This window comes from Streptomyces sp. NPDC005931, from assembly GCF_042871235.1.
Taxonomy (GTDB): domain Bacteria; phylum Actinomycetota; class Actinomycetes; order Streptomycetales; family Streptomycetaceae; genus Streptomyces.
This window is the reverse complement of sequence record NZ_JBIAIG010000002.1, coordinates 762,717-775,071: the sequence shown is the minus strand read 5'-3', so window position 1 is coordinate 775,071 and position 12,355 is coordinate 762,717. Positions and strand designations below refer to the sequence as shown.

General features: G+C 74.4%; 9 protein-coding genes. 4 read left to right on the top strand and 5 right to left on the bottom strand.

The window, feature by feature from the left end; translation table 11 throughout:
- Positions 1–110: 110 nt before the first annotated feature.
- On the bottom strand, positions 111–782 hold the full coding sequence (locus tag ACFYOV_RS07485; RefSeq protein ID WP_389083923.1) for a response regulator: 672 nt from the start codon (positions 780–782) through the stop codon (positions 111–113).
- Between the two features lie 49 nt (positions 783–831).
- On the bottom strand, positions 832–2,034 hold the full coding sequence (locus ACFYOV_RS07480) for a sensor histidine kinase (protein WP_389083921.1): 1,203 nt from the start codon (positions 2,032–2,034) through the stop codon (positions 832–834).
- Positions 2,035–2,152: 118 nt separating this feature from the next.
- On the opposite strand from ACFYOV_RS07480, the gene ACFYOV_RS07475 reads away from it, so the two are divergent.
- Positions 2,153–3,409 carry an SAM-dependent methyltransferase gene (locus ACFYOV_RS07475; protein ID WP_389083918.1) on the top strand — a complete coding sequence of 419 codons (1,257 nt, stop codon included), beginning with the start codon at positions 2,153–2,155 and terminating at the stop codon, positions 3,407–3,409.
- 42 nt (positions 3,410–3,451) lie between these two features.
- Here ACFYOV_RS07475 and ACFYOV_RS07470 read toward each other — a convergent pair whose 3' ends face one another.
- A complete protein-coding gene (locus ACFYOV_RS07470; protein ID WP_389083915.1) occupies positions 3,452–4,603 on the bottom strand; it encodes an NADH-quinone oxidoreductase subunit D in 1,152 nt (383 codons plus the stop codon).
- 31 nt (positions 4,604–4,634) lie between these two features.
- Between ACFYOV_RS07470 and ACFYOV_RS07465 the strand changes: the two genes are divergently transcribed.
- Entirely contained in the window at positions 4,635–5,204 is a 570-nt protein-coding gene (locus ACFYOV_RS07465) for a PH domain-containing protein (RefSeq protein WP_389083913.1), read from the top strand.
- Between the two features lie 35 nt (positions 5,205–5,239).
- Positions 5,240–6,616, top strand: coding sequence for a PH domain-containing protein (locus tag ACFYOV_RS07460; RefSeq protein WP_389084133.1), 1,377 nt, complete (start codon positions 5,240–5,242; stop codon positions 6,614–6,616).
- 327 nt (positions 6,617–6,943) lie between these two features.
- Here ACFYOV_RS07460 and ACFYOV_RS07455 read toward each other — a convergent pair whose 3' ends face one another.
- Together ACFYOV_RS07455 and ACFYOV_RS07450 are read right to left on the bottom strand one after the other, a co-directional pair.
- Positions 6,944–8,386, bottom strand: a complete 1,443-nt coding sequence (locus tag ACFYOV_RS07455) for a hypothetical protein (protein WP_389083910.1) — start codon at positions 8,384–8,386, stop codon at positions 6,944–6,946.
- A gap of 136 nt (positions 8,387–8,522) precedes the next feature.
- The gene (locus ACFYOV_RS07450; RefSeq protein WP_389083908.1) at positions 8,523–9,659 is read right to left on the bottom strand and encodes an alpha/beta hydrolase; all 1,137 of its coding nucleotides are present in this window, start codon (positions 9,657–9,659) and stop codon (positions 8,523–8,525) included.
- Between the two features lie 220 nt (positions 9,660–9,879).
- On the opposite strand from ACFYOV_RS07450, the gene ACFYOV_RS07445 reads away from it, so the two are divergent.
- Positions 9,880–11,760 carry a phosphatidylglycerol lysyltransferase domain-containing protein gene (locus tag ACFYOV_RS07445; RefSeq protein ID WP_389083905.1) on the top strand — a complete coding sequence of 627 codons (1,881 nt, stop codon included), beginning with the start codon at positions 9,880–9,882 and terminating at the stop codon, positions 11,758–11,760.
- The last annotated feature ends 595 nt before the right edge of the window (positions 11,761–12,355 follow it).

Genomic DNA, 12,355 nt, shown 5'->3' with positions numbered 1-12,355 from the left:
TCGGAGCCACCGGTGGAACAGCCGGCGGCACGGCTCGGGTGTCATCGGTGGCACGGCTCCGAGGTGTCGACGGCACGGCTCCGGCGGCGGCAGGGCCGGCGTCCGGCCCCTCAGCCGTGCCCGCCGGCCCGGACCAGCCCCGTCTCGTAGGCGAGCACCACCACCTGGACGCGGTCCCGCAGGCCCAGCTTGGTCAGGATGCGGCCGACGTGGGTCTTCACGGTCGCCTCGGACAGCACCAGCCGGGCCGCGATCTCGCCGTTGGACAGGCCCTGCGCCACCAGCACCATCACCTCCCGCTCCCGCTCGGTCAGCCGCCCCAGTTCCTTGACCTCGGCCTGTTTCCCGGTGCCCGGCAGCATCGGCGCGAAGCGGTCCAGGAGGCGGCGGGTGGTGGAGGGGGCGACCACGGCGTCGCCGCTGTGCACCGCGCGGATCGCGGCGAGCAGTTCGCCCGGCGGCACGTCCTTGAGCATGAAGCCGGAGGCGCCCGCCTTCAGCCCGGAGAAGGCGTACTCGTCGAGGTCGAAGGTGGTCAGGATCAGCACCTTGGGCGGGTCGGTGTCCGCGCAGATCCGGCGGGTCGTCTCCACGCCGTCGAGCTTGGGCATGCGGACGTCCATCAGCACCACGTCGACGGCGGTGGAGCGCAGCACCTCGAGGGCCTCGACGCCGTCGCCCGCCTCCGCCACGACCTCCATGTCCGGCTGGGCGGCGAGCACCATCCGGAACCCGGTGCGCAGCAGCACCTGGTCGTCGACGAGCATCACGCGGATCGTCATCGGGTCCTCTTCCGTTGTTACAGGTGTCAGCTGGGGGCGTGCGGAGCCGTCAGTGCGCGGGTTTGAGCGGCAGCAGGGCACTGATGCGGAATCCTCCGCCGGGCCGGGGGCCGGCGTCCAGGGTCCCGCCGACCATGCCGACACGTTCCCGCATGCCGATCAGGCCGTGGCCCCGGCCGTCGAAGCCGCCCTCCTCGTACAGCTCGTGCGGGGCGCCCTTGCCGTCGTCCTCGACGAGCAGCCCGAGCCCGTCGTCGAAGTAGACCAGGCGCACGCTGGCGCCCGCGTTGGGTCCGCCGTGCTTGCGCGTGTTGGTGAGCGCCTCCTGCACGATGCGGTAGGCGGTGAGCTCGACGCCGCTGGGCAGCGGGCGGGGGGTCCCCTCGATCTTGAAGTCCACGGGCAGTCCGGAGCCCCGGCACTGCTCCACCAGGTCCTCGATCTGCTGCACGTCCGGCTGGGGCACGTACTCACCGGCCTCCTGGTGCTCGCCGGTGCGCAGCACCCCGAGCAGGCGGCGCATCTCGGCGAGGGCCTGGCGGCCGGTGGAGGAGATGGTCTCCAGTGCCTTCTTCGCCTGGTCCGGCGCGGCGTCCAGGACGTAGGCGGCGCCGTCGGCCTGGACCACCATCACGGACACGTTGTGCGCGACGACGTCGTGCAGCTCGCGCGCGATCCGGGCACGTTCGGCGGCGACGGCGACCTTGGCCTGCGCCTCCCGCTCCTTCTCCAGCCGGGCGGCGCGTTCCTCCAGCTGCGCGAAGTAGGCGCGGCGGGTGCGGATGGAGTCGCCGAGGACCCAGGCGAGGGCGAAGGGCACGGTCTGGAAGATCACTATGGCGATGTTGCCCGCCGTGCCCGTGTGTTCGCTGGGCCAGCGCAGCTGGGCCAACGGCGCCGCGACCAGGCCGGCGGTCAGGGCGAACCGGGAGGCCCAGCGGGCGCCGATGGCAGCGACCGTGTAGACGATCACCAGCAGGGCGAAGTCGGCGGGCAGCGTCGGCACGTCCAGGATCAGCTGCGCCACGCCCACGGCGAAGGCGAGGACGAGCATGCGCTCCGGCACCCGGCGCCGCAGCGCGACGACCAGGGACAGCAGCAGCATGACCGGCACGGTGACGGCCGGCAGGTCGGTCCCCCGGCTCTGTTCCCCGGCCGCTCCGCCCAGCACCGAAATCCCGAACAGGACGACGGCCCAGAAGCCGTCGACCCATGCCGGGTGCCTGCGGAGGAAGTCATAGAGGCGCTGCACGTAACCCAGCGTAGGGAAGTCGGATGCGTGCAAGGGTCAACCGAAGGACCGATCCCCGCTCGGCACGCGTACTCCGCAAGGTGGAGGCCCGGCGCGATCCTGCCCTTAGCCTGGGCCGGTGACGACGGAGACGGCGGGGACGGCACGGACGGCGGACGAGTGGCGCGGGTGGCGGGCGGCGTCCCGGGACGCGCTGTACGGGCCCCGCGGCTTCTACCGCGGGCCCGAGGGGCCGGCCGGGCACTTCCGTACGTCGGTGCACGCCTCGCCGCTGTTCGCCGAGGCCGTGGCCCGCCTGCTGTGCCGGGTCGACGAGGCGCTCGGGCGGCCCGCGGCGCTCGACTTCGTCGACATGGCCGCCGGACGCGGGGAACTGGTCACCGGTGTGCTGGCCGCGCTGCCCGCCGAGGTGGCCGCACGCACGCGTGCGTACGCCGTCGAGCTGGCCGGCCGGCCCGACGGCCTCGACGACCGGATCCGGTGGCGGGCCGAGCCCCCGGAGCGGATCACGGGCCTGCTGTTCGCCAACGAGTGGCTGGACAACGTTCCCCTGGAGGTCGCCGAGGTGGACCCCGAGGGCGTGCCCCGGCTGGTGCAGGTCCGCAGGGACGGAACGGAGCGGTTGGGCGACCCGGTCACCGGCGCGGACGCGCAGTGGCTGGCCCGGTGGTGGCCCCTGCGGGCGACGGGACCCGCAACGGCCGGGGAGCCCCCTACGACGGACGACTCGACGGGCGGGGCGCCTTCCACCGCCGCTGACGCGAAGGACAGGCCGGCTTCCGCGGCCGCTGACGCGAAGGACAGGCCGGCTTCCGCGGCCGCTGACGCGAAGGGCAGGGCGCCTTCCACGGCCGCTGACGCGAAGGGCAGGGCGCCTTCCACGGCCGCTGACTCGGAGGGCGGGGCGCCTTCCACGGCGGCCGAAGGGCTGCGGGCCGAGATCGGGGCGCCCCGGGACGAGGCGTGGGCGGCGGCCGTCGCCGCGGTCGGGCGGGGGCTGGCCGTCGCCGTGGACTACGCGCACGCAACCGGCTCCCGGCCCCCCTTCGGGACGCTCACCGGCTTCCGGCGGGGGCGGGAGACGGCGCCCGTGCCGGACGGCTCCTGCGACATCACCGCGCACGTTGCCCTGGACGCCTGCGCCGCGGCCTGCGGGCTCCCCGGCGCCCGCCTGCTCCCGCAGCGCGATGCCCTGCGTTCCCTGGGTGTCACGGGCGCCCGCCCACCGCTCGCGCTCGCCTCCAGCGACCCGGCCGGGTACGTGCGCGCCCTCGCGAGCGCCGGGGAGGCCGCCGAGCTCACCGCGCCGGGCGGACTCGGCGACTTCGGATGGCTGGTGCAGCCGGTGGGCATCCCCGACGTGCTCGCGGAGTGACCCGCACGGGGTCACGCGGGGCCGCCCGGCGCCGCGGAGGGGCTACTTGTCGATGTCTCCGACCACGAAGAACATCGACCCCAGGATCGCCACCATGTCCGCGACCAGCGTCCCCGGCAGCAGCTCGGTGAGCGCCTGGATGTTGTTGTACGACGCCGAGCGAAGCTTCAGCCGGTACGGGGTCTTCTCGCCCTTGCTGACGAGGTAGTAGCCGTTGATGCCGAGCGGGTTCTCGGTCCAGGCGTACGTGTGTCCTTCGGGCGCCTTGAGGACCTTCGGGAGCCGCTGGTTGACCGGGCCCGGCGGCAGCCCGGCGAGCCGGTCGAGGCAGGCGTCGGCCAGGTCGAGGGAGTTGTGCGTCTGCTCCAGGAGGCACTCGAAGCGGGCCAGGCAGTCGCCCTCCGCGCGGGTGACCACCTTCAGGACGTCCCCGAGCTCGCCGTAGGCCAGGTACGGCTCGTCGCGGCGCAGGTCGAAGTCGACGCCCGAGGCCCGCGCGATGGGCCCGCTGACGCCGTACGCGTGCACGGCCTCCGGCGAGAGGACGCCGACGTCGCGGGTGCGGCCCCGGAAGATCTCGTTGCCGAGCACCAGGTCGTCGAAGCGGTCCATGCGGGAGCGCACGTCGGCGACCGCGGCACGCGCGCGTGCGGTCCATCCCGCGGGGAGGTCCTCCTTGAGGCCGCCCACGCGGTTGAACATGTAGTGCATCCGCCCGCCGGAGACCTCCTCCATGACGTGCTGGAGCTCCTCGCGCTCCCGGAAGGCGTAGAAGATCGGGGTGATGCCGCCGAGTTCCAGCGGATAGGAGCCGAGGAACATCAGGTGGTTGAGCACCCGGTTCAGCTCGGCGAGCAGGGTGCGCAGCCACACCGCGCGCTGGGGCACCTCCATGCCGAGCATCCGCTCCACGGCGAGCACCACGCCCAGCTCGTTGGAGAACGCCGACAGCCAGTCGTGCCGGTTGGCCAGCATGATGATCTGGCGGTAGTCGCGCGCCTCGAACAGCTTCTCCGCGCCCCGGTGCATGTAACCGATCACGGGCTCCGCGTGGACGATGCGCTCGCCGTCCAGGACGAGTTTCAGCCGCAGCACGCCGTGCGTGGACGGGTGCTGGGGCCCGATGTTGAGCACCATGTCGGTGCTCTCCGCGGCGCCGCCGATTCCGACCATGGTCTCCGTCGTAGGAGTCATGAACACAGTCTCCCCTACGTACGCTGGCCCCATGGAGACGGGGAGCCCGCACGACACGGGAACGGCGGGAACGGGACGTCCGGCGGACGGGGAGGCACCGGGGGCGGCCGGGCCCGCGGCACCGGTGGCCACCGGCGACGAGCCGGTGTGGATCCCGCTGCCGCCCGGACTGCTGCGGATGCGGCGCTTGCTGCTGGTGGTCTGGCTGGGGGCGCTGACCCTGGCCACCGCACTGGTGCCGGGGCTGCTGGCGGGGCCCGGCTGGGCCGGCTTCGCGGTGCTGCCGCTGGCGCTGACGGCCTGGGGATGGGTGCTGGTGGAGCGCAACTGGCGCTCCTGGCGCTACGCCGAGCGCGCCGACGACCTGCTGATCAGCCGGGGCGTCCTGTGGCGCCAGGAGACGGTCGTGCCGTACGGACGGATGCAGCTGGTGGAGGTCACCTCCGGGCCCGTCGAACGGCACTTCGGGCTGGCCAGCGTGCAGCTGCACACCGCCGCCGCGGCGACCGACGCGACCATCCCCGGCCTCGATCCGGCCGAGGCGGAACGGCTGCGCGACCGGCTCACCGAGCTGGGCGAGGCCCGATCGGCGGGGCTGTGACCGCCCCGGACGTCCCCCAGGACGTGCCTCAGGACGTGCCCTCCGAGGCGCCCGGGGGCGCCGGGAACGTACGCGGGCGCCCTCCCGTCACCGAGCGGCGGCTGCACCCCGTCACGCCGCTCAGGAGGGCCTGGGCGCCCGTCGCCGTGCTCATCGGCTGGGCACTGCACGACCCCGACCAGGCGCAGCGCCAGCTGACCCGGCTGACGACGACCACCCTGCTGCTCGGACTCGCCGTGCTGCTCCCGGCCGCAGCCCTCTACGGCTTCCTGACCTGGTGGTTCACCCATTTCGCGGTGACCGAGAGCGAACTGCGCATCCGCACCGGTCTGCTGTTCCGGCGCACCGCGCACATCCGGCTGGAGCGGATCCAGGCGATCGACGTCACCCAGCCGCTGCTCGCGCGGGTCGCGGGCGTGGCGAAGCTCAAACTCGACGTCATAGGCACCGACAAGAAGGACGAGCTCGCGTTCCTCGGCGCCGGCGAGGCGCGTGCGCTGCGTGCGGAACTGCTCGCGCGGGCGGCCGGCTTCGCTCCCGAGACGGCGCACGAGGTCGGCGAGGCGCCCTCCCGGGAGATGCTGCGCGTGCCACCGGGCGTCCTCGCCGTCTCCCTGCTGCTGACCGGGGCGACCTGGGGCTGGCTGGTCGTCGCCGTGGTGGTGCTGCCGCTGCTGTGGGTGGCCACCCACAGCCTGTGGACGGTCCTCGCCGCGGCGCTTCCGCTGCTCGGCGCGGCGGGCGCGAGCAGTGTGGGCCGGTTCGTCACCGAGTACGACTGGACCGTGGGCGAGTCACCCGACGGGCTGCGCATCGACCACGGGCTGCTGGACCGCGCGCACGAGACGGTGCCGCCCGGCCGGGTGCAGACCGTGCGGATCGTCGAGCCGCTGCTCTGGCGGCGGTGGCGGTCCCCCCGGACGGGCGGAGCCGGACGTGGGGGAGGCTGGGTACGGGTCGAACTGGACGTGGCCGGCTCGTCCAACTCGCTGCTGCTGCCCGTCGCTCCGCGGGAGATCGCCGAGTCGGTCGTCGCCCGGGTGCTGCCCGGGGTGAGCGTGCCACCGCCGTCGGCGCTGTCCCGGCCGCCACGGCGCGCGCGGTGGTGCGTCCCGCTGTGGTGGCGCGGCTACGGGCTCGCGGTCACCGACACGGTGTTCGCGGTGCGGTACGGGCTGCTGCGGCGCGTCCTGGCGCTGGTGCCGCACGCCAAGGTGCAGAGCGTACGGCTGGCCCAGGGGCCCTGGATGCGGGCCCGGGGAGTCGCCGACGTCCACGTGGACACCGGGGCGAACAAGTCGGTGACGGCCCGGCTGCGGGACGCGGCCGAGGCGGCGGACCTGCTGCACGCCCAGGCGGAACGGTCCCGGACGGGGCGCAGGGACGCCCGTCCGGACCGGTGGATGGCGTAGGCGGACCCCGCGACGGCGTACGCGCGGCGGGGCCGGCACAGGCGGGTCCGGCACAGGACGGCACAAGACGGCACAGGACGGCACAGGCGGGGCGGGAACGGCACAGGCGGGTCCGGGACGGCACAGGCGGGGCCGGGACGGCACAGGCGGGGCCGGGACGGGACGGCACAGGCGCACCCGCAGCACTACGGCGCGGCGGGCGGAACCGGGACGACGAGGCGGGTGTCCTTGGTCGCCGCGGCTCGCGTACGGCGACGGGGCCCGGCGCGTCCTCCGCGCGGGGCCCCGTCGCCGGTGTCCGGCCGACCGGCCGGCCGGCCGGTGGTGTCAGGAGACCGCGCTGCGCAGCCCCTGGACGTCGATCTGCTCGGTCTCGTCGTGCGCCGTCAGGTCGATCACCTGGCCCCCGACGGCCCGCGCGTCCTCGTCGGCGGCCTTGAAACGCGCCTCGGCCTCCGCCTTGTGCAGGGCGAGGGCCTCCTGGCCGACGACATCGGCGAGGTCCTCGTTCTGGACGGCTTCGAGCGCGGCCCGTTCCGTGCTCTTCTTCGTACCGAAGAAGTCGAACCCGTCGTCGGGCGCCGGGCGCCGTACGGGCGCCGTCGGCGGCACGACCGCCACGGCGGTCGGCACGGTGAAGTGACCGGAGGGCTGCCGCTGCGGCTGCGTGGACCGGGCGGAGGGCTGCCCGGGCGGCACCGGCTGCGCGGGGGCGTCGGGCGAGGACGCGGGGGCGGGGGCGGGTGAGGCGGCCGCGCCCTCGTGGCCGGCGACCGCCGTGGGCTGCCCCTGTGCCTCGTCCTCCGGGGACTGCTCCGGCTTCCGTCGGCGCGCGGGGCCGGGGCCGTCGTCCTCGGGGGCGCCGCCGCCCTCGGACGCGGGTGCGCCCTTCACGGCGTCGTTCGGCGCGGTGTCGTTCTCCGGCACCTCGCTCTGCGGGGCGTCGCTCTGCGGGGCGTCGTTCCCCTGCGGAGCCGCCTCGCCGGCGGGGGCCGCCCCGCCGCCCGCGGGCGCGTCGGCCTCGGGTGCGCCGGCGAGCCGCACCAGGGCGGCGTCGGCCCGCAGGAACAGCTGGGAGCCCTCCGGCGAGAAGACCTTGGGAGCCTCGGGTTCCCCGTCGACGGTGCCGGCAGTGGCGTCGGCCGCGGGGACGGCCTCGGGCGAGGCGCCGGCGGTCCCGCCCCGGGCCGCCTCCCCCGCGATGCGCCCGGCCGCCGCCCCGCCGTCCGTCCGGGCTCCCGGCACGGACGCCGGCTCCAGGGCCTGCGGACCGGACGCCCCGGACGCCCCGGCGGGCAGCGCCCGCGCGGGGGTCGTGGCCTCGATCTCGAGCACCCGGCGCTCCTCCAGGACGCTCGCCCGGTCGGCCTCGGCCGTGGCGTACCGGCGCAGCAGTGCCGCGTGCTCGTTGCGCAGCCCGGCGAGCTCCGCGCGCTTGGCGCGCAGCCGCTGCTCCAGCTTCATCCGCAGTTCGCGCGACTCCTCCAGGTCGGCCTCCAGTTCGGCGACCCGCTCCTCGAAACGCCACTCGTCGCTCGCCCGTGCGCGTGTGAGGTCGGCGACGCGCTTGCCCGCCTGGGTGTCCCAGTGCCGCATGACGACCGCGCCGGTGACCGCCGTGACCGCCGCGGCGGCGGCCAGCAGGCGCAGCACCATCGGTTGCGTGAACACCCAGGGCCCCAGGGCGCAGACGAGGGAGACGCCTGCGATCGCCGACGGGGGCAGCAGCCTGTGCAGGGGCGGGGAATGGCGATGACGTCCACGTGGCATGGCCAGAAACTTACCGCGCGTGGGCAAATGATGGAGCCCCCGCCCCGTAAAAACAAAGCCACGCCGAAGCGTTCACAGGACATCGGGGAACTCGGGCCGACCGTGAATACGAGCGACCCCAATTTCACAAGATCATTTAACTGGCCGGCGGCCCGCTCAGCCGCCCGCCGACCCACTCCAGCGTCGCCGGAATCTCACGCCGCCAGGTGTTGAAGTTGTGGCCGCCGCTTTCCAGGATGATCGACGAGATCCGCGTACGCCGGTTGTCCTTCACCCGTTCGATGAACTTCAGGGTGTCCTTGTAGTTGGTCTCGCCCACCTTGCTGCTCGTGACGAGGAGGGAAGTGTCGGGCGCGGGACGGTGCTTGAGGCACCACCAGAGGTCGGCGAGGTTCCTGCGTTCCGTGTCGCCCTGGAAGAGATCTCCCGTGGTGGGGTCGCTCGGCGCGTCGTAGTAGGCGGACAGTCCGGCCCCGGCTCCGAACACGTCCGGGTGGTGCATCGCGAGCTTCAGGGCGCAGTAGCCGCCCGTGGAGTTGCCGACGACTCCCCAGCCGCCCCGCTTCCCGGCCACCCGGTAGTGTCCGCCGACCGCCTCGGGCAGGTCCCGCGCGAAGAACGTCTCCGTCTGCGGCCCGCCGGGGACGTCCACGCACTCGGTGTCCCGGGGCGGCGCCACCGTCGGCCGCAGCATCACCAGGATCATCGGCCGCATCCTTCCCGCTTCGGCCAGTTCCAGGGCCGTGCGCGGATAACGCAGCTTTTCCACGAGGGCCTTGGCGGTGCCCGGATAACCGGTGAGGACGACGGCCGCGGGAAACGTGCGGGTGCGGTGCTCGGCGCGGAAGTACTCCGGGGGCAGATAGACGTACGCGGGGGTGGCGATACGCGTCGTACGGCCCACGATCGCCACCTGCTCGACCCGACCGGCCACCTCCGGCCGGGCCCCGCCCGTCCCGGGCACCCGCAGGGTGTCCACCACCCGGAGCGGGCCGCCCGCACGGCCCGGCGCCGCGTGGTCGACGACGACGCCCTGGTCCTTCTCCTGCCCGAACAGATCGGCCCAGCCCGCGTAGAAGCCGAACGACTGGTTCGCCGCCAGGCCCACCGCGGAGAAGACGGCCAGCTGGGTCGCGAACAGCAGGGCGATCCGTCCGCAGACGGCCCGCCAGGTCCGCCGCGCCAGCCGCGGCCACAGCCACACCGTGGCGGCGAACAGCAGCACGGCGCAGAGCACCGTCGACCACAGCAGTGTGTCGCTCGTGAGTCCCATGGTGGTTCCGTTCCCTCCGGGGCCCGTGCCCGGGCCTGCGCAACGTCCGTCGCACAGACCCTCGCAAGGGGTTCCGCAACGGCTTTGACGGGCGGAGTGAACCTCTCCCCCCGAGACACCGTCCTAGAGGGCGCAATGTCGCCGGATGCCCGAATCGGCACCGGATCCAAGGTCTCTCGCAGAACTACGGGATGCGATGTCTGTCAGGACAGATGACGAAATGTCGGTCGGGGTTCCGAAGCCCTCGGGCCGCCGCGCGCGGGGCGCCGCGCGCGGGGTGGCACGCCGGGTGCTGCGCGGACCGCGTCCCGAGGCCGTCCCCGTCCTCGCCGGACGGGCCTGCGCCCTGGTGGGCCTGCTGGACATCGCCGCGGGCGTCTTCCCCCGCTTCCGGCACAGCCGAATGCACGCCGTCGCCGAGGTGCTGCCGGGCGCGCTCGGCCCGTTCGCGGCGGCCCTCTCGCTCAGCGCCGGCGTGCTGTTGCTGCTGCTCGCCCACGGGCTCAAGCGGGGCAAGCGCCGGGCCTGGCGGGCCGCGGTGGCACTGCTTCCGGTCGGTGCCGTGGCCCAGTTCGTCTACCGCCACTCCGTCCTGGGCGTCCTGATCTCGCTGGCGCTGCTGGCGCCCCTGCTGCTGCACCGGGACCAGTTCGCCGCGCTGCCTGACCCGCGCGGCCGGTGGCGGGCACTCGCCAACTTCGTCCTGATGGGCGCCGGTTCGCTGCTGCTGGGCCTGGTCGTGGTCAACGCCCGCCCCGACCTCCTGGTGGGCGACCCGAGCCTTACCGACCGTCTCACCCACGTCGTCTACGGGCTGTTCGGCTTCGAGGGCCCGATCGACTACCGGGGCAACGACTCCTGGACGGTCGCCTTCTCCCTCGGCGCCCTCGGCCTGCTCACCGCCGTCACCACCATCTACCTCGCCCTCCGGCCCGAACACCCGGCCGCCCGCCTCACCGAGGACGACGAGGCCCGGCTGCGCGCCCTGCTCGCCAGGCACGGAGGCCGTGACTCCCTCGGGCACTTCGCGCTGCGCCGCGACAAGGCCGTCGTCTTCTCCCCCAGCGGCAAGGCGGCGGTGACCTACCGCGTGGTCTCCGGGGTGATGCTCGCCAGCGGCGACCCGATCGGCGACGTCGAGGCCTGGCCCGGCGCCATCGAGCGCTTCATGGACGAGGCCCGGGCGCACTCCTGGACCCCCGCCGTCATGGGCTGCTCGGAGACCGGCGGCGAGGTGTGGACGCGGGAGACCGGGCTCGACGCGCTCGAACTGGGTGACGAGGCGGTGGTGGACGTCGGGGATTTCTCGCTCACCGGCCGCGCGATGCGCAACGTGCGCCAGATGGTCAAGCGCATCGAGCGCGCCGGTTACCAGACCCGGGTACGACGGGTCCGTGACCTCGGCGAGGCCGAGCTGGAGCGGATCCGCCGGGCCGCGGAGGACTGGCGCGGCACCGACACCGAGCGGGGCTTCTCCATGGCCCTGGGCCGGGTCGGCGATCCGGCCGACGGCGACTGCCTGATCGCCACCGCGCACAAGGCCGACGCCGAGGCAGGTCCCCACGGCGACCTGAAGGCGATCCTGCACTTCGTCCCCTGGGGCGCGGACGGCGTCTCCCTCGACCTGATGCGCCGCGACCGCTCGGCCGACCCCGGCATGAACGAACTGCTCATCGTGGCCGCGTTGCAGGCCGCTCCGCAGCTCGGCATCGCGCGGGTCTCGCTGAACTTCGCCATGTTCCGCTCGGCGCTGGCACGCGGCGAGAAGATCGGCGCGGGACCCGTGCTGCGGGCCTGGCGCGGGTTGCTGATCTTCCTGTCCCGGTGGTTCCAGATCGAGTCGTTGTACAAGTTCAACGCCAAGTTCCGGCCGCGTTGGGAGCCACGCTTCGTGGTCTACCGCGCCTCCGCCGACCTCCCGCGCATCGGCTTCGCCGCGATGCAGGCGGAAGGTTTCGTCACCCTCGCCCCGCCCCTGCCGCGCTTCCTGCGCCGCCGCCCGTCCGTCCGGCGCCCCTGCGCCCACCGGGCGGCGGAACACTCCCACGGCACCCCGGAGGGCACGGTCCGCGCGCGGGAGAGCACGGCCGGGGCCGCGTGAGGATTCGCGCGGGGCGCCCACGGGCGCCGCGCGGAGCGCCCACGGGCGACGGGGGCTGCGGCTACGGCCGCACCGGGGGCGGCGAACGGTCGCCCCTGGCCTGCCGGACGGCGCCATGCCTGCCGGGCGCACGGCCGCCGCGGAGCGCGTCGGGAAGGCAGCGCGACGCCCACCCCGCAGCGCGGCCTCCCGCAGCGCCGGACGACTCCCCCGCGCGGCGCGGTGATACCCACGCCGCGGGCCACCCACCGACAACGGAAGGCTGCCCACCACCGGAACAGACCCCGGGCCGCAAGCGGCGGGACGCCCACCCCACGGCACGGCGGGCCACCACAGCGGACGACTCCCCCGCGCGGCACAGCGATTCCCACCCGGCACCGGGGATCCGGGGTCGGCACCACGAGCCCGGAGCCGGCGCCAGAGCCCGGAGCCGGTGCCACGAGCCCGGGGTCGGCGGACTTTCCCGGGGCACCGTGCGGCGCCATCGCCCCCGCGCGGACGCGACGGTCATGCCGCAGCGCGACGCCCACCCCGCAGCCCAGCACCCCGGCCCCATCCCCTCAGCAGGCGCCTGGTGGAAGCCGAGCCATTCCCC

Excerpts from the sequence above, each read along its gene's own strand:
- ACFYOV_RS07445 (WP_389083905.1), top strand. The coding sequence starts at position 9,880 with ATGTCGGTCGGGGTTCCGAAGCCCTCGGGCCGCCGCGCGCGGGGCGCC.
- ACFYOV_RS07450 (WP_389083908.1), bottom strand. The coding sequence starts at position 9,659 with ATGGGACTCACGAGCGACACACTGCTGTGGTCGACGGTGCTCTGCGCC.
- ACFYOV_RS07455 (WP_389083910.1), bottom strand. The coding sequence starts at position 8,386 with ATGCCACGTGGACGTCATCGCCATTCCCCGCCCCTGCACAGGCTGCTG.
- ACFYOV_RS07470 (WP_389083915.1), bottom strand. The coding sequence starts at position 4,603 with ATGACTCCTACGACGGAGACCATGGTCGGAATCGGCGGCGCCGCGGAG.
- ACFYOV_RS07485 (WP_389083923.1), bottom strand. The coding sequence starts at position 782 with ATGACGATCCGCGTGATGCTCGTCGACGACCAGGTGCTGCTGCGCACC.
- ACFYOV_RS07465 (WP_389083913.1), top strand. The coding sequence starts at position 4,635 with ATGGAGACGGGGAGCCCGCACGACACGGGAACGGCGGGAACGGGACGT.